The sequence below is a fragment of the Mordavella massiliensis genome (assembly GCF_016901695.1).
Lineage (GTDB): Bacteria > Bacillota > Clostridia > Lachnospirales > Lachnospiraceae > Claveliimonas > Claveliimonas massiliensis_A.
The window spans coordinates 209104-230979 of sequence record NZ_JACJKS010000002.1; the positions used below are offsets into that span (position 1 = coordinate 209104).

Consider the following 21876-nt stretch of genomic DNA (forward strand, 5'->3'; position numbering starts at 1 on the left):
AGCAAGAAAACATATGAGAAAACTAGCGTTAAATGATGAAATATTACTAAAGATCGAAAAACCTGCCCGCTACATCGGCGGCGAGGTGAACTCGGTGATGAAGGACAAAGAGAAGGTGGATGTCCGGTTTGCCATGTGCTTCCCGGACGTGTATGAGATCGGGATGTCCCATCTGGGCATCCAGATCCTCTACGATATGTTCAACCGTATGGAGGACGTGTGGTGCGAGCGGGTCTATTCTCCCTGGACGGACCTGGACGCGGTCATGCGGGAGGAAAAGATCCCGCTCTTTGCCCTGGAGTCCCAGGATCCCATAAAGGACTTTGATTTCCTGGGCATCACCATCCAGTATGAGATGTGCTACACGAACATCCTGCAGGTGCTGGACCTGTCCGGGATCCCGCTCCTTGCGGCGGACCGGACGGAGGACTGCCCCGTCGTGATCGGCGGGGGGCCCTGCGCCTACAACCCGGAACCCCTGGCGGACTTCTTCGACCTGTTCTACATCGGGGAGGGGGAGGCCGTATACAGGGAGCTTCTTGACGTGTATAAGGAAAATAAGAAAAACGGCGGGACGCGCAAGGAGTTCCTTCGGAAAGCCGCGGGCATCGAGGGCATCTACGTGCCGTCCCTGTACGAAGTGACCTACAAAGAGGACGGGACCATCGCGTCCTTCGCGCCGGCGGACCCCTGCGCGCCGGCCAGGGTGCGCAAGCAGGTAGTCATGGACCTTTCGGAGACGACCTACCCGGAAAAGCCGGTCGTTCCCTTTATTAAGGTGACCCAGGACCGGGTCGTGCTGGAGATCCAGCGGGGCTGCATCCGCGGATGTCGCTTCTGTCAGGCGGGCATGATCTACCGGCCCACCCGGGAGCGGGATGTGGAGATGCTCAAAACGTACGCCCGCAGGATGCTGGAGAATACCGGGCATGAGGAGATCTCCCTGAGCTCCCTGAGCTCCAGCGATTATTCCCGCCTGGAGGAGCTGGTCACCTACCTCATTGACGAGTGCAGCAGAAAGGAGATCAACATCTCCCTTCCGTCCCTCCGGATCGATGCCTTTTCCCTGGACGTGATGAGCAAGGTACAGGATGTGAAGAAGAGCAGCCTTACCTTTGCCCCGGAGGCGGGCTCCCAGCGGATGCGCAACGTCATCAACAAGGGGCTTACGGAGGAGGACATCCTCACCGGCGCCGGCGAGGCCTTCGAGGGGGGCTGGAACAAGGTAAAACTGTACTTTATGCTGGGGCTTCCCACGGAGACGGAGGAGGACATGCGGGACATCGCCGTGCTGGCCGACAAGGTGGCCCGGCGGTACTATGAGATCCCGAAGGAGAAGAGAAACGGCAAGTGCCAGATCACAGCCAGTTCCTCCTTCTTTATCCCCAAACCCTTTACTCCCTTCCAGTGGGCCCGGATGTACAGCAACGAGGAGTACATTTCGCGGGCGGCTGTCGTGAAGCATGCCTTCCAGGAGCAGTTGAACCGGAAGAGCCTCAAATACAACTGGCATGACGCTGAGGTGACGGTGCTGGAAGGCGTCCTTGCAAGAGGCGACCGGCGCGTCGGCGCGGCCATCCTGGAAGCGTACCGGCTCGGCTGTCTCTATGACGCCTGGACGGAGAACTTCACCTATGGAAAATGGCTGCAGGCCTTTGAGAAAACAGGCATTGACCTTGCTTTTTACAATGAGAGGGAGCGGGGGGAGGAGGAGATCTTCCCCTGGGACTTCATCGATATCGGCGTGACGAAGGCCTTCCTCCGGAAGGAGTGGGAGCGGGCCATGAAAGGCGAGGTGACGCCCAACTGCCGCCAGCAGTGTTCCGGCTGCGGCGCGGCTGTCTGGAGAGGAGGCGTGTGCGTTGAAGGTAAGAATTAAATTTACAAAACACGGGATCCTGCGCTTTATCGGGCATCTGGACGTGATGCGCTATTTCCAGAAGGCCATGCGCAGGGCGGATATCCCCATCGCTTTCACAGGCGGCTACAGCCCCCACATGATCATGTCTTTTGCCCAGCCTCTGGGCATCGGGCTTACAAGCGACGGGGAGTACATGGACATCGAGCTGACGGAGCCCGTCTCCTCTGCGGCGGCTGTGGCGGCGCTGAACAAAGTCATGACAGAGGACATCCGGGTCGTCAGTTTCCGCCAGATCAGCGGGGATAAGAAAAGCAGCGGCATGACCATCGTGGCGGCGGCGGACTATCTCGTGACCGCAAAGGAGGGGCCGGCGGTGCCTGACTTCTGGCGTGAAAAGCTGCCGGAATTTCTCGGACAGCCGTCTGTCACAGTGGAGAAGAAGACGAAGAAGAGCGTAAAGGAGCTCGATATCCTGCCGCTCATCTACGAGGCAGAACTCCGGGAGGACGGGCTCTTCCTTAAGCTGGCGGCCGGCAGCGCGGACAACGTAAAGCCGGACCTTATCATGGAAGCGTTCTGTGACTGGGCGAAAGAGCCCGGGCAGAACCTCCACTATCACCGCCTGGACCTCTATGCCGCAGATCCGGATGGCGGCTTCCTGAGCCTGGAGGCCCTGGGATCTGACATTTTGTAAAGAACACAGCAGAAACAGCCGTTGCCCCGCGGGGGCGATGGTGGTATGATAGACAGGTAACGGAGACGGGAACATGAGTAAAAAAGAACTGAAGACCAACGCCATGCGCATGCTGGACAGGGAGAAGATCCCGTACATTTATGAGACATATGATTGCGGGACATTCACAGACGGGATCCACGTGGCGGATCAGCTTGGCCTTCCCCACGGGCAGGTGTACAAGACGCTGGTGACTGTGGGAAAGACGGGCGCGCACTATGTGTTTGTCATCCCCATCGCTTCAGAGATCGACTTTAAGAAGGCGGCCCGGGCCGTGGGAGAGAAGTCCGTGGAGATGCTGCCTTTAAAAGACCTGACAAAGGTGACGGGCTATGTCCGCGGAGGCTGTACGTCCATCGGGATGAAGAAGCAGTTCCCCACGGTGATCCAGGCGGATGCTGAGACGCTGGATCAGATTTACATCAGCGGCGGGAAGCTCGGCATGCAGCTTAGGCTGTCGCCCCGGGATCTTCAGAAGGTGACAGGAGCAGCTTTTGCGGACGTCACGGCAGAGGAGAGTTTGGATGGATAGACAGATCACATACATAGACGCAGACACGGAGGCAGTCATCTTTGACCTGGGAAAGGTGCTTCTCGGGTATGACTGGCAGCCCTATCTGAGATCTCTCGGATACGATGCGCAGACAGAGCGGATCCTGGCGGACGCCGTGTTCCTCAATGAGGACTGGGAGCGGGGCGACCGGGGCGGCCTCACAGCAGAAGAATGGGAGCAGCTTTTTATAGAGAATGCGCCGGCGTATGAGAAGGAGATCCGCAGGGTCTACAGCGGCCTTGCACATACGATCTATCCGCTGCCCTACACAGACAGGCTTGTCCGCCTGCTGAAGGGGCAGGGGCTGAAGCTCTATTACCTCTCAAACTACTCGGAGCATCTGCACCGGGAGACGAGCCATATGATGGGGTTCCTGCAGGAATTTGACGGCGGGATCTTCTCCTACGAAGTGCAGTCCATCAAGCCGGAGGAAAAGATTTACCGGCTCCTGCTGGAGAGATACCGGATCCGGCCGGAGAGGGCCGTGTTCTTTGACGACCGGCCGGTCAATGTGGAGGCGGCTGCAAGGCTCGGTATCCGGGGCGTCGTGTTTGAACCGGACATGGCGTACCACATGCTGGACATCTGAGATGCCCATGACAGAGAAGACGCAATGACAGAAAAATATGGAGGACCGAAGATGAAGAAAGTTGTGAAATTCGGCGGCAGTTCTCTTGCCAGCGCCGAGCAGTTCAAAAAAGTTGGCCGCATCATCCGGCAGGACGCATCCAGACGGTATGTGGTCCCCTCGGCGCCGGGCAAGCGGTATGCGGGCGATATCAAAGTGACGGATATGCTGTACAGCTGCTATCTGATGGCCATCCGGGAGGAGGACGAGGAGGAGTCCTTTGACGGCCTCCTTGCAGAGATCAAAGCCCGCTACGACGAGATCATACAGGGGCTGGGACTCTCCCTTGACCTGTCCGGCGAATTCCGCACGATCCGGGAGAATTTTACCCGCAAGATCGGCCGGGACTACGCGGCTTCCAGGGGCGAATACCTGAACGGCATGGTGATGGCGGCGTACCTTGGCTATGAGTTCATCGATGCCGCGGAGGTGATCTTCTTTAAGGCGGACGGATCCTTTGACTCGAAAAAGACGGACAAGATCCTCTCCGAGAGGCTGAAGGACTGCGGGCGGGCGGTGATCCCCGGATTTTACGGCAGTATGCCGGACCGGAAGATCAAGACCTTTTCCAGGGGCGGCTCGGACGTCACCGGATCCATCGTGGCGCGGGCCATCCATGCGGACATGTACGAGAACTGGACCGATGTGTCCGGCTTCCTGGTGGCGGATCCGCGCATTGTGAAGAACCCGAAGCCCATCGACATCATTACATACAGGGAGCTTCGGGAGCTGGCCTACATGGGCGCTTCCGTCCTGCACGAGGACGCCATTTTCCCCGTCCGCAAGGAGGGGATCCCCATCAACATCCGCAATACAAACGCGCCGGAGGACAAGGGCACGCTGATCGTGGAAGCCACCTGCAGGACACCCCGTTTTACGATCACCGGGATCGCGGGCAAGAAGGACTTTGCCTCCGTCACCATTGAGAAGGATATGATGAACTCACAGGTGGGCTTCTGCCACAAGGTGCTGGGCGTCTTTGCGGACAACGATATCTCCATCGAACACATGCCTTCCGGCATCGACACCCTGACTGTGTTCGTCCACCAGGATGAATTTGAAGAGAAGGAGCAGGATGTCATCGCCGGCATCCACAGGGCTGTGGAGCCCGACTTTGTGGAACTGGAGTCGGACCTTGCCCTGATCGCCGTGGTCGGCAGGGGGATGCGGGCAACGAGGGGCACTTCCGGCAGGATCTTTTCCGCGCTGGCCCACGCCAATGTCAACGTGAAGATGATCGACCAGGGTTCCAGCGAGCTCAACATCATCATCGGCGTGCGGAATCACGATTTCGACACGGCGGTGCGCGCCATCTATGATATTTTTGTTACAACACAGATCTGACAGACAAGGAGCAAGAAAGACAGACCATGAAACACGCGAACAGCAACATCTTATTTTTCCTGAAGCCAAAGGCGGAGACGGCATACATCTACGATTACCACACAGTCCGCCAGGCCCTGGAGATCATGGAGTACCACAAGTATTCCTCCATCCCGATCCTGAACCGGGAAGGAAAGTACGTGGGCTCCATCACGGAGGGCGACCTTCTGTGGGGGCTGAAGAAGCTGGATCTTTTCAATATTAAGGATGCGGAGAACATCAGCATCATGAAGATCGACAGGCGTCTGGACTACCAGTGTGTGAAAGCCAAGTCCCAGATGGAGGATCTCATCGAGAGGGCCATGGAGCAGAACTTTGTGCCGGTCGTGGACGATCAGGACTATTTCATCGGCATCATCACCAGAAAAGATATCATCGGCTACTGCTACAAAGAGATGATCAGACAGGAGGCGGGGCAGGGTGATTGATTTTCACACACATATCTTTCCGGAGAAGATCGCGGCACGGACGCTCGCGTTCCTGGAGTCCCGGTGCCACACCCGCCCCTGTACGAACGGGATGGCGGACGGACTGCTGGCATCCACAAGAGAGGCGGGTCTTGCCTTCTCCGTTGTCATGCCCGTAGTGACGAAGCCGTCCCAGTTTGACTCCATCAACCGGTTCGCGGCCGGCATGCTGGACCCGGAAGAGGGGCTTCTCTCCTTCGGGGGCATCCATCCGGACAACACGGACTATAAGGAAAAGCTGCGGCAGATCCGGGACATGGGGATGAAGGGGATCAAGCTCCATCCGGACTACCAGGGGGTGATGATCAACGATATCCGCTACAAGCGCATCATCAGCTGCGCCTCGGAGCTTGGGCTGATCGTCAGCGTCCATGCCGGGTTTGACCCCGGGTATCCGGAGTGCGTCCACTGTCCGCCGGATCTGGCCAGGGAAGTGATCCGTGACGTGCAGCCGGAGCGACTGATCCTTGCGCACATGGGCGGCTTCCGTCGCTGGGACGAAGTGGAAGAGTACCTGGTGGGAGAGGATGTCTGGTTTGACACGGCGGTTGTCTTCGGGGTGATCCCGGATGAGCAGTTCCTGCGGATCGTGCGCAGCCACGGGGCAGAGAGGATCCTCTTTGGCACAGATTCGCCGTGGGCCGGGCAGAGGGAGTTCGTGGAATATATGAACCGGCTTCCCCTCACAGAGGACGAGAGAGATAAAATTTTCCAGGGAAACGCAAAAGCGCTTCTTGGAATGGAATCATACAGCAAAGCGAGGTAAAGACTATGAGCAGTATCATGACACCGGAGGGATACAGATCCCCCCTCACCATACGGGAGACCGAGGTTGCGATCAAAGAGGTGAAGGACTATTTCGAGAGGGCGCTTGCAAAGTCCCTCCATCTCACACGTGTGTCCGCGCCCCTTTTCGTCAAGCCGTCCACAGGCCTCAACGACAACCTGAACGGGGTGGAACGCCCGGTGGCCTTCGGCATAAAGGAGCAGGACGACGATGTGGCGGAGATCGTGCATTCCCTTGCAAAGTGGAAGCGCTATGCCCTGAAGCGGTACGGCTTTCACTCCGGGGAGGGACTCTACACGGATATGAACGCCATCCGCAGGGATGAGGACACGGACAACATCCACTCCATCTATGTGGATCAGTGGGACTGGGAGAAAGTGATCTCCAGGGAAGAGCGCAACACGGAGACGCTGCAGTACAATGTGCGCAAGGTGTACGAGGCGCTGAAGGACACGGAGCATTTCATCGCGCGCCGCTACAATTATATCGAGCCCATGCTGCCGGACGAGATCTTCTTCATCACATCCCAGGAACTGGAGGACATGTATCCGGACCTGACGCCGAAGGAGAGGGAGCATGAGATCGCCCGGAGCAAAAAAGCGGTCTTTATCTCACAGATCGGCAAGGTGCTCGCCTCCGGCGAGAAGCATGACGGACGTGCGCCGGACTACGACGACTGGGAGCTGAACGGGGATATCATCGTGTACTATCCGGTGCTGGATATCGCTCTGGAGCTCTCTTCCATGGGCGTGCGCGTGGACGAGGAGGCGCTGCGGCGCCAGCTTAAGACGGCAGGCTGCGAGGAGAGGGCGAACCTGGAATTCCAGAAGGCGCTCCTTGCCGGGGAGCTTCCCTGCACCATCGGCGGCGGGATCGGCCAGTCCAGGATCTGCATGTACTGCCTGCGCAAGGCCCACATTGGGGAAGTGCAGTCCTCCATCTGGCCGGATGAGATCGTGGAGGAGGCGCAGGCCCACGGCATCCCGCTCCTGTAAAAATAATTTTGTTTTCTTGAGATATACATATTGATTTTATGTGCCATTTGTGTTAAACTACGATAGTGTGCCGCACAGCGGGGCTTTCAAAGTGCGCTCCATGACGGAGAGCCGCCGAAGCTGGCGAGTAATGATAATAGGAGGTGCCATATGTACGCAATCATAGCAACAGGTGGTAAACAGTACAAAGTAGCCGAAGGCGATATCATTAAAGTAGAAAAACTTGGTGTGGAAGCTGGAGAGACTTATACATTTGACCAGGTGCTTGCAGTGAGCGACAACGGTCTGAAGATCGGTAATCCCACTGTAGAGGGCGCGACTGTTGAGGCTTCTGTCGTTGAGAACGGCAAGGCTAAGAAGGTCATCGTTTACAAGTATAAGAGAAAAACTGGATATCATAAGAAGAACGGTCACAGACAGCAGTACACAGCAGTCAAGATTGAGAAGATCAACGCATAATATGATCCGGGTAACGATTTATCAGAACGAGAAGAAAGAATGCGAAGGTTTCCTTGCAAAGGGACATGCGGGCTTCAGCGAGACAGGACAGGACATTGTCTGCGCGGCGGCGTCCGTGCTCATGATCAACACGGTGAACGCCATTGAGGCCTTTGCGGACGACAAGACCTCCCTTGTGTCGGATGATATGGAGGGACTCATTGATTTCCGTCTGCAGGCGCATCCCTCAAAGGAGGCAGCGCTTCTGCTCAACGCCATGATCCTTGGTCTTAAGGAGATGGCGGACGACAGCAACTATTCGGAATACATTCAGGTAAGATTTGAGGAGGTGTAACGACCATGATGAAATTAAATCTTCAGTTTTTTGCTCATAAAAAAGGTGTGGGTTCCACAAAGAACGGACGTGACTCCGAGTCTAAGAGATTAGGCGCCAAGAGAGCGGACGGACAGTTCGTGAAAGCCGGCAACATCCTTTACAGACAGCGCGGAACGAAGATCCATCCGGGTGTCAACGTAGGACGCGGCGGAGATGACACACTGTTCGCACTGGTAGATGGTGTTGTGAGATTCGAGAGAAAAGGAAGAGATAAGAAACAGGTTTCTATCTATCCCGTAGCACAGTAAGCAGCAAAGGTTGGACCCTGCCGTACACAAGGAACGGCAGGGCCTTTTTACACTTAAAACCAAGATCAGACAGGAGAGGCAGAACATGTTTGCAGACAGAGCGAAAATATTTATCCGTTCCGGAAAAGGCGGGGACGGGCATGTCAGCTTCCGCAGGGAGCTGTATGTTCCGAACGGAGGCCCGGACGGCGGGGACGGTGGAAGAGGAGGAGACGTGATCTTCGAGGTGGACGAGGGACTGAACACGCTCCAGGACTTCCGGCACAAGCGGAAATATGCGGCAAAGGACGGCGAGCCCGGGGGGAAGAGACGCTGCCACGGGGCCGATGCCGATGATATCATACTCCGGGTGCCTGAGGGCACTGTGATCAAGGAAGCCGAGACCGGAAAAGTCATTGCAGACATGTCCGGAGAGAACCGGCGCCAGGTCATCTTAAAGGGCGGAAAAGGCGGCCTCGGCAACCAGCATTTCGCCACAGCCACCATGCAGATCCCGAAATACGCGCAGCCGGGACAGCCGGCCCAGGAACTCTGGGTCACCCTGGAGCTGAAAGTCATCGCGGACGTGGGGCTGGTCGGTTTCCCGAACGTGGGAAAATCCACCTTCCTCTCACGGGTGACAAACGCCAGGCCGAAGATCGCCAACTATCACTTTACGACACTGAGTCCCAACCTGGGCGTCGTGGACATGCCGGGCGCCAAGGGCTTTGTCATTGCCGACATCCCCGGACTCATTGAGGGCGCATCGGAAGGCGTGGGGCTTGGACATGAGTTCCTGCGTCACATCGAGCGCACAAAGCTCATCATCCATGTGGTGGATGCGGCCGGAACCGAAGGCCGGGATCCGGTGGACGACATTCACAAGATCAATGCGGAGCTGGAGGCGTACAATCCAGAGATCGCCTCAAGGCCACAGATCATCGCAGCCAACAAGATCGACGCCATTTATGCGGAGGGTGAGGATCCGGTAGAGCGGCTGCGCAAAGAGTTCGAGCCCGCAGGGATCAAAGTGTTCCCCATCTCGGGCGTCACCGGAGCCGGGATAGAGGAACTTCTGTATGAAGTGTCCCGCAGGCTGGATGAGATGGATGACGAGCCGGTTATCTTCCAGCAGGAGTATTTCCCCGAGGACGAGCTCATCTACGAGGATCTTCCCTTTACTGTGGAGAAGGAAGACGACGTATACGTGGTGGAGGGACCCAAGATCGAGAAGATGCTCGGCTACACCAACCTGGATTCTGAGAAGGGCTTCCAGTTCTTCCAGAAGTTCCTGAAGGACACGGGAATCCTGGACGAACTGGAGGCAAAGGGCATCCAGGAGGGCGATACCGTGCGGATGTACGGGCTGCAGTTTGACTATTACAAGTAAAGAACAGGAGAGACAAATCATGACGACAAAACAGCGGGCATATCTGAAAAGCCTTGCCATGACGATGGATCCCATCTTCCAGATCGGCAAGAACAGCATGACGCCGGAGCTGACGAAGGCAGTCAGCGAGGCGCTGGAGGCAAGGGAGCTCATCAAGGTGAGCGTGCTCCAGAACTGTGCGGACGATCCGAAGGAGCTGGCCGCAGTCCTGGCGGAGCGCACAAGGTCCCAGGTGGTGCAGGTCATCGGAAAGAAGATCGTCCTCTACAAAGAGGGAAAGAACGAGAAAAAGAAGATCGAACTGCCGTAGGCCGGGGAGCTGTATATGAAGATCGGTATCATGGGCGGCACCTTTGACCCGGTCCACAACGGACATCTCGCGCTGGCTAAGTGCGCCTGCCGGGAATATCTGCTGGATCAGGTCTGGTTTATGCCAAACGGGCATCCGCCCCACAAGGACAACAATAAGATCGTCTCCACGCCGGAGCAGAGGGCGCAGATGGTGTCTCTTGCCATCCGCGGACATGAGAGGTTCCGCCTGGAGGACTATGAGCTGAAACAGCAGAAGGTGTGCTGCTCCTACGAGACGATGGAGCACTTTAAGAAGGCCCGCCCTGACGACACGTTTTATTTCATCATCGGGGCGGATTCCCTGTTCTCCATCGAGCAGTGGGTGCATGTGGAGCGGCTTTTCCCGACCTGCACGGTCCTGGCGGCATTCCGGGACGACAAGAGCAGCCGGAGCGTGATGCGCTCCCGGATGCGCCTGCTGCGCGGGAAATATCAGGCGGACATCCGCCTTCTCACGATGCCGCCTGTCGATGTATCCTCCCATGAACTGCGCAGGATGCTCATGGAACATGCGGATGTGTCGGCGTATCTGCCGGAGGCAGTGGAGGCATATATTCGGGAAAACAGACTCTATGCGTAAGGAAGTGTGCAGCAGTATGAATGAAGCGATCGACAAGATGCGCAAGAAAGTAAAAAAGTATCTGGACAAGGACAGGTACATTCACACACTGGGGGTCATGTACACAGCCGGCGCGCTGGCCATGCGCTGGGGCGCTGATCTGGATCAGGCGCTGATCGCAGGGCTTCTGCACGACTGCGCCAAGTGTATCCCCAACGATAAAAAGATCCGCATGTGCCGCAAGAACGGCATCACAGTCTCGCCGGCGGAAGAGGCGAACCCGTCCCTTCTGCACGCCAAGCTGGGCGCGTACCTGGCTGCGAAGAAATATCACATCCGGGACAGGGGCATTCTGTCTGCCATCACCTGCCACACGACGGGAAAGCCCCAGATGAGCCTGCTGGACAAGATCCTCTACATTGCGGACTACATCGAGCCGAACCGGGCGCAACTGCCTAACATGGCAAAAGCAAGACGGCTGGCATTTGAGGATATCGACGAGTGTCTCTATATGCTCCTTAAAGATTCCCTCGTGTATCTGAACTCCAGGGGGCTGCCGGTAGATCCCGCCACAGAGCGGACGTACGTGTACTATAAAGACTATTTAAAGAAAGAGGAGGACTGACTATGAACCACTCGAAAAACATGGCTCTTACTGCCTGGAAGGCGCTGGACGAGAAAAAGGGACGTGATATCCGGATCATCCGGATCGAGGAGATCTCCGTCATCGCAGATTACTTTGTCATTGCGGACGGCGGCAGTTCCAGCCAGGTGAACGCCCTGGTGGACAACGTGGAGGAGAAGATGCACCTGGCCGGCTTCTCCCTGAAACAGAGAGAGGGGCGGGAGGGCACCTGGGTGCTCCTGGATTACGGCGATGTGATCGTCCATGTATTTGACCAGGAGAACCGCTCCTTCTACAATCTGGAACATGTCTGGAGCGACGGGCAGACCGTCAGCCCGGAAGAACTTGGCGGAGAATAGGGAACAGGGCAGGCAGATCACCCGGAACCGGATGACCTACCTGCTTTGCTTGGCGCCGGTTGCGGAATTGTAAAGTCCGGTTGCTGGCATGCAACCGGTGAAAACGCTATACTTTTCCTGACAAAGACCAGTGAGGCGCATGTGACAAGCCGGCTGGCAGAAGGAGAACACATATGATCTTAGCAGACAAAATTATTTACTTGCGGAAAAAGGCTGGCTGGTCCCAGGAGGAGCTGGCGGAGAAAATGGGGGTAAGCAGACAGTCCATCTCAAAATGGGAGGGAGCCCTGTCTGTTCCGGATATGAACCGGATCCTGAGGCTGTCCGAACTCTTTGACGTCAGCACAGACTATCTTCTTCGTGACGAGATCGAGGAGGAAGAGAAAAATCCGGCGACCGATGAGAAAGTCGCAGATGAGACAGGAGAGAAGCTGGTTCCTGTGTCCATGGAACTTGCCAACGACTATCTGGCGCACTGCCAAAGGGCGTCGGTTCCCACCGCTTTCGGTGTGTTTTTATGCATCATGTCACCGGTGTTTCTTCTTCTCCTTGCCGGGGCCGGGGAAGCAGGACTGATCCCGCTGACGGAAGACCAGGGAGCCCTTCTTGGGACTACCATCCTGATCCTTCTGATCGTGGCGGCAGTATCCATCTTTGTGATCAACGGTCATTATGATGAAAAGTATGAGTTCCTGGAGAAGGAGGCACTGGATACAGCCTACGGAGTGGATGGCATGGTCCGGGACCGGAAACAGAAATACGAGAGAAGTCATGTGAAGAAGCTGACCGTTGGCGTGGCGCTGTGCGTGGCCTCCTGCATCCCCATTTTCCTGATGATCCTTCTGTTCGGGGAAGAAAATGTGATGGCGCTGACAGGGGCAATAGCACTGCTTCTGTTTCTGGTGGCCACCGGTGTGTTCCTTATTGTACATACCTGTATCGTCTGGGACGGCTACCAGGTTCTTCTGGAAGAGGGGGACTATACCCGGATCGCCAAGAAGCAGAACAAGCGGATCAGCGGGATCTACTGGGGCTGCGTGACAGCTGTGTATCTGCTGGTCAGCTTCCTGACTATGGAGTGGCGCATCACATGGGTGATCTGGCCGGTGGCCGGGATCGTGTGGGGTGTAGTCAGCAGCATTTACCGGAACCGGGCAGAGCGGTGACTTTCAAGATCCTGGCTGGGGAGCGACCCCGCTCAGGATCTTTCTTTTTCTATTCCATCTTGTACCAAGACAGAAAGTATGGTAAATTTGTTTTATCTAAGGCGGCTGGCATATCGCCACATCTTACGCCGCCAGAGAATCTGGTAGTTCCAAAGCCTCATTTTCAGAGGTAAGATCAACTGCTTGTAACCAAAGGACAATTTCGTTATAATGAAGAGAGGAAAAGCCTATGAAAAATGAACTGGCCAGAGATCTTTCTCTGGCGGAAGGAAAGCACCAGTATGACAACTATGTGAAACGGGTCCTTTCCAATAAGATCATCCTGGCATGGATCTTAAAGTATGTGACAGAAGAGTTCGCGGATATGTCTGTGGATGAGATCAAAACCTGTATCGGTCCGGACATTGAGATGTCTGAAGTAGGAGTGATGCCCGGCGTGGCCAACCGGCGGGAAATGGAAAAGATCAGAGGAGAAGTGCAGGAGGATGCCGTCCCGGGAGAGGGCGAGATTTACTATGACATCCGGTTTTCCGCCTATCTTAAGGCCTGGAAAGAACGGATCAGGTTGCTGATCAATGTGGAAGCGCAGAAAACATTCTATCCCGGATATTCTCTTACAACAAGAGGTATCTTCTATGGGGCACGGATGATCTCGGCCCAGAAAGAGATAGAATTTACCGGACTATATTGGAAATGCAATTTCCAAGTATCAGATCTGTAAAGAGGATTTGATTTCGGGGATTCCGGATCAGAGGAATACATATGATAAGATGACAGTAGTGACGGTCTGCCTGAATCCAAAGTCTGAGAGGGGGAATCCATTGACCCGGATGCTGGGACTGCTTCTATCACCAAAGATTAAAGGAAAAGTAAAGATACAACGATTGAAAAAAGAATTTTCGATACCAATGGAAAGTAAGACCATGGGAGAGGAGTTGAACCAGATGTGCAACCTAAGTGATTATGTGGAAGAACTGGGAATTGAACAGGGAAGAGAACAGCTTTTATTACAGCTTGTAGAGAAGAAACTTGCCAGGGGGATCTCTATCCCTGAGATTGCAAATGCCCTGGAGGAGACGGAAGAGACAATCCGTCAACTTGTAAATAAATTGCAGCGGGCTTAATATGCATGCTGTAATTCACATGTTTTTCAGAAAAGCTCCGGGCTGATCCTGCGGTCCCGGAAGTAAACTTCCCTGTCCTGCTCACCGATGGGACGCAGTACCCGGCAGGGCTTCCCCACAGTTGGCTGGCGCTGGAATCAAGCTCGTTCCAGTGCCAGCAGTTTTTCTTTTCTCCAGATACCGCCGGCATATCCGGTTAGGTTTCCGTCCGCCTCTTTCCCTTTACCTGAAGAAGCGGAACACGCCGATCACCCGCCCGAGGATCTGTACGTCTCTTACAATGATCGGATCCATAAAGTCGTTCTCCGGCTGCAGGCGGATCACGCCTTCTTCCTTGTAGAAAGTCTTGACAGTGGCGCCGTCCTCGATAAGGGCTACGACCATATCGCCGTTGTCAGCGGTATGGCGCTCCTCGACAAGGACATAGTCCCCATCCAGAATGCCGGCATTGATCATACTTTCCCCCCTGACTGTCAGAAGGAATGTCTTATTATTTGGAAGCATCTCCACCGGAATAGGGAAGTAGTTCTCAATGTTCTCCTGCGCCAGGATCGGCTGTCCGGCTGCAACCTGCCCGATCAGCGGCACATTGGAGACTTCCCGCCTCGTCAGATTGAAGGTGTCATCCAGCACCTCGATAGCCCGCGGTTTTGTGGGATCTCTTCTGATGTATCCGTTCTTCTCCAGCGTCTCAAGGTGAGAGTGGACGGAAGAGGTGGATTTCAGATGGACGGCTTCGCAGATGTCGCGGACAGCCGGCGGAAAGCCTCTTGTCAGGATCTGTTCCTTGATATACTCTAATATTTCCTGCTGTTTCGGACTTATCTTTCCCTGTGACATGGCCAGTTCCCCCTTGCATATCTATATCTTGTATTTTAAGTGAAATAATTTTTATATGTAACATTTTATCATACGCATATAAAAAAGGCAAACAAATGTTTAGAAAATATGTTCGATTTTTTGTGGCAAACGTATTGACAAACATGTGTTCGTACTTTATAATGAAAATCACAAAAGGAACGAATGTTCGGATAAGATAAAGACAGAAGAGGGGTACAGGGAGTATGAATGCACACAGATTACATGCAGCAAGCAAAAGAAGAAGAGTTGTATACAGAGAAAAAGTCATGATCCTGCTGGCGGCAGTTCTGATCGCATTCGCCTGCCTCTGCTTTATCATGATCGAGAGTTCTCAGTCTGTGCAGGCGCAGGATCCGGACACAGCGGCCGGTACGCAGAAGTTCTATAAAAGTATTGAGATCGGATCAGGCGATACGCTCTGGGATCTTGCGGAGAGCTATACGGAAGGCACAGATATCTCTATACAGGAATATGTGTGTGATCTTATGGACATCAACCAGCTTGAAAATGATCTGATCCATGAAGGCCAGTATCTGACGGTTGTCTATTACAGATAAAACGGCGGCCGGTTTATTCCGATATATAATTGCCTTTATCCTCTGGAGAACAGGCTTTATATATGATTATACTCACCCATTGACAGCATCCTGTGAGGCAGCAGAAGCGCCGCCGGACAGGGTGCTGTCTGCATGTTCTGTGCTTAGCAGCCTCCAAAGTGTCCTGAAGGTGTTTTGTCACAGAAACAGATCTATACGTAAAATACCGATTTTTCCAAAAGATATGGACAAAAAAGCCGGCATGCGGTATAATCTGTCCTGGAGTTATAAATCATGTATCAGATAAAGGGGTTTATTCTATTATGAAAGAAACGAAATCTTATCACGAGCAGACAGTCATAGACTATACGCTTCGTCTCCGCGAGATCCTGAAAACCCTTCCGCCTTTTGCGAAGGATTTCTTCCGGGCTATTGAGCCCAATTCGTCGATCCGCACGCGGATGAATTACGCTTACGATATCCGGGTGTTTTTTCACTTTTTAATGGAGAATAATCCGGTCTATAAGGAGTATACGATCGACCGGTTCCACGTCACGGATCTGGACAGGCTGGAGCCTGTGGATATCGAGGAATACATGGAATATCTGAAAGTTTACAGGCGTGATGACGATGAGGTGATGACCAACGGGGAGAAAGGCCTTGCCAGGAAGATGTCCGCGCTTCGCAGTTTCTATGCCTACTACCACAGACATGGCTATATAAGCAGCAATCCGACCCTTCTTGTAGACATGCCCAAACAGCATGAAAAGGCGATCATCCGGCTGGATGCAGATGAGGTGGCCATGCTGCTCGATCATGTTGAGACGTGCGGGAACGCCCTCACAGGACAGGCGAAAGTTTACTATGAAAAGACAAAGGAGCGGGATCTTGCGATCCTGACCCTTCTTCTCGGAACCGGCATCCGTGTTTCAGAGTGCGTTGGACTCGATATCCAGGATGTGGATTTCAAGAACAACGGGATCACCATCACCCGGAAAGGCGGCAACCAGATGGTCGTCTACTTTGGCGATGAGGTGGAGAAAGCGCTCAGAGCCTATATGGAGGGAAGCCGCAAAGCCGCTTCTCCCCTGCCCGGCCACGAGAACGCCCTCTTCCTCTCCACCCAGAAGCGCCGTATGGGCGTCCAGGCAGTGGAGAACATGGTGAAGAAATATGCCCGCCAGGTCACGCCGAACAAGAAGATCACGCCCCATAAGCTCCGCAGCACCTACGGCACATCCCTCTACAAGGAGACCGGAGACATCTACCTGGTGGCTGATGTGCTGGGACACAAGGACGTGAACACGACAAAGAAGCACTATGCAGCCATTGACGAGAACCGGCGCCGACAGGCGGCCACAGCCGTGCATCTGCGGGAATAGCAGGTTTTAGTGCTCATAATTATTTTATGGAAATCAAAAAAAGACAAGAGAAAGGAATTGCTTGCCATTATGAGATTACAGCAGCTTCTGAGTTATACAAGAAAGGCCGTAGACGAGTACAGGATGATCGATGAGGGCGACCATATTGCAGTAGGCATATCCGGCGGAAAAGACAGCCTTACGCTCCTCTATGCCCTGCACGGGCTGAAGCGCTTCTATCCGAACCGGTTCGAGCTGAGCGCTGTCACGGTGGATCTCGGATATGAGAAGTGTGATTTTACACCGGTGCAGGCGCTGTGCAAAGAGCTGGACGTACCTTATCATATTGTAAAGACGGATATCGCGCATATCCTGTTTGAGGAGAGAAAAGAGAGCAATCCATGCTCCCTGTGCGCCAAGATGCGTAAAGGCGCGCTGAACCAGGCTGTGAAAGAGATGAGCTGCAACAAGGTTGCCTACGCGCATCACAGGGACGATATCATTGAGACGATGCTCCTCTCTCTCATTTTTGAGGGGCGGTTTTACTCCTTCTCGCCCCGGACATACCTGGACCGGATGGACCTGACCGTCATCCGTCCCATCATGTTTGTGGATGAGGCGGACGTGATCGGCTTTCGGAACAAGTACGATCTCCCGGTCGTCAAGAGCCGCTGTCCCATCGACGGCTATACAAAGCGCCAGTACGCCAAGGAGCTGGTCCGTCAGCTCAACCGGGAACATCCGGGCGCAAAACAGCGCATGTTCACGGCGATCCTGAACGGCAATATCGAGGGCTGGCCGGAGCGCATCATCCATACAAGATAAAGGAAAGGATCAGGAGATACATTCCCCTGATCCTTTTTGTATCTGCATTTTATAAACTTACAGTTTCTTCTCCCGGTCGCTCTCTTTGATCGCCACAAGCTGTTTGATCGCCTCCGCAGTTCCCTCGATGCCGAGAACGGAACTGTCGAGACAGATATCGTAGCTCTCCGCATCAGACCACTTTTTGTTCGTGTAATAATTGTAGTAGCTGGAGCGCTGCTTGTCTGTCTTCTGGATCATCTCTTTTGCTTTTGAGTCCGTCAGATTGTAGATGCGCGCGATCCTGCGGATTCGGGCGCTCATGTCCGCGTGGATAAATACGGACAGCACGTTGTCAAACTCCTCAAGAGCATAGTCTGCGCACCGGCCCACAAGAATGCAGGGACCTTCCCCGGCTATCTTCTTGATCGCATCGAACTGGGCGAGAAATACTTTGTGGTTGATCGGCATATCCGTATAGCTCCCGGAGGAATAGCCGAGGGAGTACGTATCCATCACAAGGGAATACAGGAAACTGTTCGTCGGCTTCTCGTCGTGTGCCTCAAACAGCTCCTCGCAGATGCCGCTCTCCTTGGCCGCTCTGTTCAGCATCTCCTTATCGTACAGCTTTATCCCAAAATCATCCGCAATCCTATAGCCAATCTCGCGCCCAGCGCTTCCGAACTGCCTTCCTATGGTGATAATCGTGTTTGTCTTTTCCATACGCTTCACGCTCCTTTTCTAATTAGTAAGTATTATACAACAATTGTGCGTAAAAGTATAGAATTTTTTGAAAATTATTGGCTGCTTTTTCGAAGTGAGTCCAATAAATCAGCAAAATAGGCTGGAAGGGGCGCGTTTACTTCCAGGTACTCTCCTGTCCGGGGATGCGTGATCCCCAGCGTTCTGGCGTGAAGCGTCTGTCCCTTCAGGTTCTTAAAGGGACATTTGGCCGGTCCGTAGACAGGATCGCCCACGATCGGGTGCCCGATGGAAGCCATATGCACCCGGATCTGGTGCGTCCGCCCTGTCTCCAGCACACACTGGATATAGGTGTAGCTGCCAAAGCGCTCCAGAACCTGGTAATGGGTCACAGCCCGTCTCCCGTTTCTGGTCCGGGTGCTCATCTTCTTGCGGTCCGTCTGGTGCCTGCCGATGGGGGCGTCGATGACGCCGGCGTCCGTCTTCAGATTGCCGTGGACGACAGCCTCGTACACGCGGCGGATAGAATGCTCCTTCAGTTGTCCGGACAGACTCTGATGGGCGGCGTCATTTTTGCAGACCACGAGGGATCCGGTGGTGTCCATGTCGATGCGGTGGACGATGCCGGGCCGCATCACGCCGTTGATCCCGGAGAGGCGGCTGCCGCAGTGAAACATAAGGGCGTTGACAAGCGTTCCGCTGTAGTGCCCGGGAGCGGGATGGACGACCATCCCCTTTGGCTTGTTGACAATGATAAGGTCGTCATCTTCGTACAGAATGTCAAGCGGGATGTCCTCAGGCGCGATCTCCGGCTCTTTGAGCTCCGGGATGGAGACATGCACCTCATCGTCAAAACAAAGCCTGTAATTGGCTTTTACAGGCTTTCCGTTGACTTCCACTCTATCTTCTTTTATGAGTTTCTGGATCCTGGAGCGCGTGACGTCCTCCATCTCGCCGGCCAGGTATTTATCGATCCTCTCCCCTTCTTCGCTTTCCACTGTAAAAAATCTGTTCAAGATCTTCCTCCTTATAATACAGAAGTATCAGCACTGCCAGAAGCACGGCAGATACAGTCACAAAAATGTCCGCCACATTAAAGACCGGGAAATCGATCAGCTCAAAGTAAAAGAAATCCACCACGTAGCCGAGCCGCACCCGGTCGATGAGATTGCCGGCTGCGCCGGAGGCGATCAGCACAGCGCAGATGCGCAGGGGGCGGAATCTTTTCCCTGCGGGGATGCGGATATAGGCCGCTGCGACAAGGAACAGGATCACCGCTGTGATCAGATAGAAAAAAGTCTGCTGTCCCTGCAGCACGCCGAAAGCCGCGCCCCGGTTCTCCAGATAGGTAAGCTGAAAGACGCCCGGGATCAGCTCCAGCGCACCCTGCCCTTTCAGGTGCAGGACCGCCATATACTTGCTCCACTGATCCAGTATGACGCCCGCCGCTGCGACCGCAAGTGCCACGATATAGTACCCGGCATTTTTTTTCATATCTGATGCCATCTTTCTTCCTGCTCCGTTTCTAGATATATTTTCCTACCTGCACGAACTGCCTGCCCTTCTTTGTCTCAGACAGGACGCCCTGGTAGGCCAGTTTCCCCATCCCCCTCACAGAGATGATATCCCCTTCCTTCAGACGGTATCCGTTGGAAGTGATAAGCTTCCCGTTCACAAACACTTTCCCGCCCTCGATGAGGCCGGTCAGGCGGCTCCTCGACATGGGAAAGGCGACCGAGAGCACCGAGTCAAGCCGCACAGATGCCACGGTCCCGCGGATCGTTTCCAGCTTCGGGGTGTAGGAAAAGGAAGCTCCGTCGATCTTCCCGGCCCGCACGACTGTATGCCGGATCCGGGTGAGGTTCTCACAGATAAAATCCGCCATGGCCTCTGTCACAAAAACGTGGCAGGCGCTGTCATCCACGAGAAGATCCCCAAGGCAGCTCCTCTCGATCCCAAGATGGAGGATGCCGCCCAGGAAATCCCTGTGCGTAAGATCTTCGGCAAATTTTCTGTTTGCCGGCGTGATCCGGATGACGCTGATCGGATATCTGTACTCATAATAAAGAGCATCAGGAAGGAATGCAGCCATCTGACGCTCCGCAGGTTCATAACCCCCAAAGGTCTCATATCTGGATGAGAGCATGTCTCTGGGGATTGTGTGCAGTATATTTAATTCGTTTAAATTCAGAAAATCTGAAAAGGTGACAATGTCCCTCCTGTAGGAGAGCTCGGACAGTTCGATCAGACGTTTCTGAAGCATCTGCTCTTCTTTGTTCATATCTGTCCCGGCTGTTAGAATCTCGTGCGCATGGAGGACGCGTCAAAAGATGTACCCAGCAGATCCTGCAGATCGCCGGAGATATCCACGTTCGTCGGCGTCACGAGGAATATGTAATTCGAGATCTTCTGCAGGTTGCCGCTGATGGCGAATGTTGCGCCGGATGTGAAGTCTATGATCCGCTGCGCCACCTCGAGATCCAGTCCTTCCAGATTGAGGATGACAGTGCGTCCGCCAAGAAGCGTCTCCGTGATCTCTCTCGCATCCTCGACAGAGGAGGGCTTGATCACACAGACTTCCATATTCGGGGCCTGTCTTCTGGATGCAGGCTGCCGCATCGGCGTCACCTTGCCGGACCCGGCGCCCATGGAGCTGTGTCCGCCTCTGGAAGACTGCCTGGCCGGCCGCTCGTCAAATTCTTCCTCATCGTAATCGTCATATGCGTCGTTGCGCGTGTTTCTTCCCTTATTAAATCTGGAGAGGATGCCAGCCTTCTTCGAGCTGCGCTCCTCGTACTCATCGTCCTCGTAGTCGTCATCAAAGAAATCGTCGTTCTCGTAATCGTCGTCGTCATCGCTCAATTTCATGATGTCAAGAAACTTATCCAATACTCCCATTTGTTTGAAATCTCCTATCTTACGTTTCGTTTTAAGTCAGAGCATACTTGCGCGCGCCAAACAGACCTGTTCCTACACGGACCATAGTCGCGCCTTCCTCGATCGCAACCTCGTAGTCGTTGGTCATGCCCATCGAGAGAATACTCATAGTAACATTATCAACTTTTTTGGCCCCTATGTCAACAGATAAGTTGCGTAAATTGCGAAAATATTGACGATTTTCCTCCGGATTCTCCACAAAAGGAGCGATCGTCATGAGGCCGCACACTTTTATATGGGGGAAAAGAGCGATTTTTCTCACCGCATCTTCCACTTCCTCTGTCCGGAATCCGAACTTGCTCTCCTCCTGCGCCACATTTACTTCCAGAAGGATATTGGCTGTGACGCCTCTCTTATCTGCTTCCTTCTCAATGGTCTCAGCCAGCCGGACGGAGTCGACAGAGTGGATCAGATCCACCTTGTCAATGATGTATTTGACCTTGTTTCTCTGCAGATGGCCGATCAGATGCCAGTGGATATCTTTGGGAAGAGCCTCATACTTGTCTGCAAGCTCCTGCACTTTATTCTCCCCGAAGACTCTTGTCCCGAAATCATAGGCCTCCTGCAGCACCTCTGTGGGTTTGGTCTTGCTCACAGCGATCAGGGTCACCTCCCTGGGATCCCGCCCTGCC

At 54.2% G+C, this 21876-nt stretch carries 29 protein-coding genes; 22 read left to right on the forward strand and 7 right to left on the reverse strand.

Features of this window, described 5'->3' with window-relative positions:
- Positions 1-13: 13 nt before the first annotated feature.
- The 19 genes from H6A20_RS02345 (at position 14) to H6A20_RS02435 (ending at position 14043) form a co-directional block, all read left to right on the forward strand.
- The gene (locus H6A20_RS02345) at positions 14-1879 is read left to right on the forward strand and encodes a TIGR03960 family B12-binding radical SAM protein (RefSeq protein ID WP_204905551.1); all 1866 of its coding nucleotides are present in this window, start codon (positions 14-16) and stop codon (positions 1877-1879) included.
- The gene (locus H6A20_RS02350) at positions 1863-2555 is read left to right on the forward strand and encodes a TIGR03936 family radical SAM-associated protein (RefSeq protein WP_204905552.1); all 693 of its coding nucleotides are present in this window, start codon (positions 1863-1865) and stop codon (positions 2553-2555) included. The genes H6A20_RS02345 and H6A20_RS02350 overlap by 17 nt, the downstream gene beginning before the upstream one ends.
- 73 nt (positions 2556-2628) lie before the next feature.
- Positions 2629-3126 (forward strand): Cys-tRNA(Pro) deacylase, encoded by a 498-nt coding sequence (ybaK, locus tag H6A20_RS02355; protein WP_204905553.1) that lies wholly within the window; start codon positions 2629-2631, stop codon positions 3124-3126.
- The gene (locus H6A20_RS02360; RefSeq protein WP_204905554.1) at positions 3119-3736 is read left to right on the forward strand and encodes an HAD family hydrolase; all 618 of its coding nucleotides are present in this window, start codon (positions 3119-3121) and stop codon (positions 3734-3736) included. The genes ybaK and H6A20_RS02360 overlap by 8 nt, the downstream gene beginning before the upstream one ends.
- 51 nt (positions 3737-3787) lie before the next feature.
- Complete coding sequence (locus H6A20_RS02365) at positions 3788-5119, forward strand: aspartate kinase (protein WP_204905555.1); 1332 nt, start codon at positions 3788-3790, stop codon at positions 5117-5119.
- Between the two features lie 26 nt (positions 5120-5145).
- Entirely contained in the window at positions 5146-5586 is a 441-nt protein-coding gene (locus H6A20_RS02370; RefSeq protein ID WP_204905556.1) for a CBS domain-containing protein, read from the forward strand.
- Entirely contained in the window at positions 5579-6391 is an 813-nt protein-coding gene (locus H6A20_RS02375; protein WP_204905557.1) for an amidohydrolase family protein, read from the forward strand. Before H6A20_RS02370 ends, H6A20_RS02375 begins: the two co-directional genes overlap by 8 nt.
- Positions 6392-6396: 5 nt before the next feature.
- Positions 6397-7407 (forward strand): aspartate--ammonia ligase, encoded by a 1011-nt coding sequence (gene asnA, locus H6A20_RS02380; RefSeq protein WP_204905558.1) that lies wholly within the window; start codon positions 6397-6399, stop codon positions 7405-7407.
- 150 nt (positions 7408-7557) lie between these two features.
- Positions 7558-7866 carry a 50S ribosomal protein L21 gene (rplU, locus tag H6A20_RS02385; protein ID WP_204905559.1) on the forward strand — a complete coding sequence of 103 codons (309 nt, stop codon included), beginning with the start codon at positions 7558-7560 and terminating at the stop codon, positions 7864-7866.
- A gap of 1 nt (position 7867) precedes the next feature.
- Complete coding sequence (locus H6A20_RS02390) at positions 7868-8200, forward strand: ribosomal-processing cysteine protease Prp (RefSeq protein ID WP_204905560.1); 333 nt, start codon at positions 7868-7870, stop codon at positions 8198-8200.
- Positions 8201-8205: 5 nt separating this feature from the next.
- Positions 8206-8490 (forward strand): 50S ribosomal protein L27, encoded by a 285-nt coding sequence (gene rpmA, locus H6A20_RS02395; RefSeq protein WP_033125260.1) that lies wholly within the window; start codon positions 8206-8208, stop codon positions 8488-8490.
- 85 nt (positions 8491-8575) lie between these two features.
- Entirely contained in the window at positions 8576-9859 is a 1284-nt protein-coding gene (gene obgE / locus H6A20_RS02400) for a GTPase ObgE (RefSeq protein WP_204905561.1), read from the forward strand.
- 19 nt (positions 9860-9878) lie between these two features.
- Positions 9879-10169 carry a ribosome assembly RNA-binding protein YhbY gene (gene yhbY, locus H6A20_RS02405; protein ID WP_204905562.1) on the forward strand — a complete coding sequence of 97 codons (291 nt, stop codon included), beginning with the start codon at positions 9879-9881 and terminating at the stop codon, positions 10167-10169.
- A gap of 15 nt (positions 10170-10184) precedes the next feature.
- Entirely contained in the window at positions 10185-10790 is a 606-nt protein-coding gene (gene nadD / locus H6A20_RS02410) for a nicotinate-nucleotide adenylyltransferase (RefSeq protein ID WP_204905563.1), read from the forward strand.
- Positions 10791-10806: 16 nt separating this feature from the next.
- Positions 10807-11394, forward strand: coding sequence for a bis(5'-nucleosyl)-tetraphosphatase (symmetrical) YqeK (yqeK, locus tag H6A20_RS02415; RefSeq protein ID WP_204905564.1), 588 nt, complete (start codon positions 10807-10809; stop codon positions 11392-11394).
- 2 nt (positions 11395-11396) lie between these two features.
- The gene (gene rsfS, locus H6A20_RS02420) at positions 11397-11753 is read left to right on the forward strand and encodes a ribosome silencing factor (protein ID WP_204905565.1); all 357 of its coding nucleotides are present in this window, start codon (positions 11397-11399) and stop codon (positions 11751-11753) included.
- Between the two features lie 200 nt (positions 11754-11953).
- On the forward strand, positions 11954-12919 hold the full coding sequence (locus H6A20_RS02425) for a helix-turn-helix domain-containing protein (protein ID WP_338106553.1): 966 nt from the start codon (positions 11954-11956) through the stop codon (positions 12917-12919).
- A gap of 229 nt (positions 12920-13148) precedes the next feature.
- The gene (locus H6A20_RS02430) at positions 13149-13640 is read left to right on the forward strand and encodes a hypothetical protein (protein ID WP_204905567.1); all 492 of its coding nucleotides are present in this window, start codon (positions 13149-13151) and stop codon (positions 13638-13640) included.
- 49 nt (positions 13641-13689) lie between these two features.
- A complete protein-coding gene (locus H6A20_RS02435; RefSeq protein ID WP_204905568.1) occupies positions 13690-14043 on the forward strand; it encodes a hypothetical protein in 354 nt (117 codons plus the stop codon).
- A gap of 222 nt (positions 14044-14265) precedes the next feature.
- Here H6A20_RS02435 and lexA read toward each other — a convergent pair whose 3' ends face one another.
- Complete coding sequence (gene lexA, locus H6A20_RS02440; protein WP_204905569.1) at positions 14266-14883, reverse strand: transcriptional repressor LexA; 618 nt, start codon at positions 14881-14883, stop codon at positions 14266-14268.
- Positions 14884-15170: 287 nt separating this feature from the next.
- On the opposite strand from lexA, the gene H6A20_RS02445 reads away from it, so the two are divergent.
- The 3 genes from H6A20_RS02445 to H6A20_RS02455 all read left to right on the forward strand — a co-directional run bounded on the left by H6A20_RS02445 (position 15171) and on the right by H6A20_RS02455 (position 17626).
- Positions 15171-15461, forward strand: coding sequence for a LysM peptidoglycan-binding domain-containing protein (locus tag H6A20_RS02445; protein ID WP_243426095.1), 291 nt, complete (start codon positions 15171-15173; stop codon positions 15459-15461).
- A 302-nt stretch (positions 15462-15763) separates the two neighbouring features.
- On the forward strand, positions 15764-16822 hold the full coding sequence (locus H6A20_RS02450) for a tyrosine-type recombinase/integrase (RefSeq protein WP_204905570.1): 1059 nt from the start codon (positions 15764-15766) through the stop codon (positions 16820-16822).
- Between the two features lie 69 nt (positions 16823-16891).
- Complete coding sequence (locus H6A20_RS02455; protein WP_204905571.1) at positions 16892-17626, forward strand: tRNA 2-thiocytidine biosynthesis TtcA family protein; 735 nt, start codon at positions 16892-16894, stop codon at positions 17624-17626.
- Between the two features lie 57 nt (positions 17627-17683).
- Here H6A20_RS02455 and H6A20_RS02460 read toward each other — a convergent pair whose 3' ends face one another.
- The 6 genes from H6A20_RS02460 to H6A20_RS02485 all read right to left on the reverse strand — a co-directional run.
- A complete protein-coding gene (locus H6A20_RS02460) occupies positions 17684-18328 on the reverse strand; it encodes a cytidylate kinase-like family protein (protein WP_204905572.1) in 645 nt (214 codons plus the stop codon).
- 74 nt (positions 18329-18402) lie between these two features.
- On the reverse strand, positions 18403-19323 hold the full coding sequence (locus tag H6A20_RS02465) for an RluA family pseudouridine synthase (protein ID WP_204905573.1): 921 nt from the start codon (positions 19321-19323) through the stop codon (positions 18403-18405).
- Positions 19274-19801 carry a signal peptidase II gene (gene lspA / locus H6A20_RS02470; protein ID WP_204905574.1) on the reverse strand — a complete coding sequence of 176 codons (528 nt, stop codon included), beginning with the start codon at positions 19799-19801 and terminating at the stop codon, positions 19274-19276. The genes H6A20_RS02465 and lspA overlap by 50 nt, the downstream gene beginning before the upstream one ends.
- Positions 19802-19832: 31 nt before the next feature.
- On the reverse strand, positions 19833-20588 hold the full coding sequence (locus H6A20_RS02475) for a YlmH family RNA-binding protein (RefSeq protein ID WP_204905575.1): 756 nt from the start codon (positions 20586-20588) through the stop codon (positions 19833-19835).
- Between the two features lie 14 nt (positions 20589-20602).
- A complete protein-coding gene (locus H6A20_RS02480) occupies positions 20603-21205 on the reverse strand; it encodes a cell division protein SepF (RefSeq protein ID WP_204905576.1) in 603 nt (200 codons plus the stop codon).
- A 31-nt stretch (positions 21206-21236) separates the two neighbouring features.
- Positions 21237-21876 (reverse strand): YggS family pyridoxal phosphate-dependent enzyme (locus tag H6A20_RS02485; protein ID WP_204905577.1); only part of this gene is annotated, 640 nt, incomplete at its 5' end.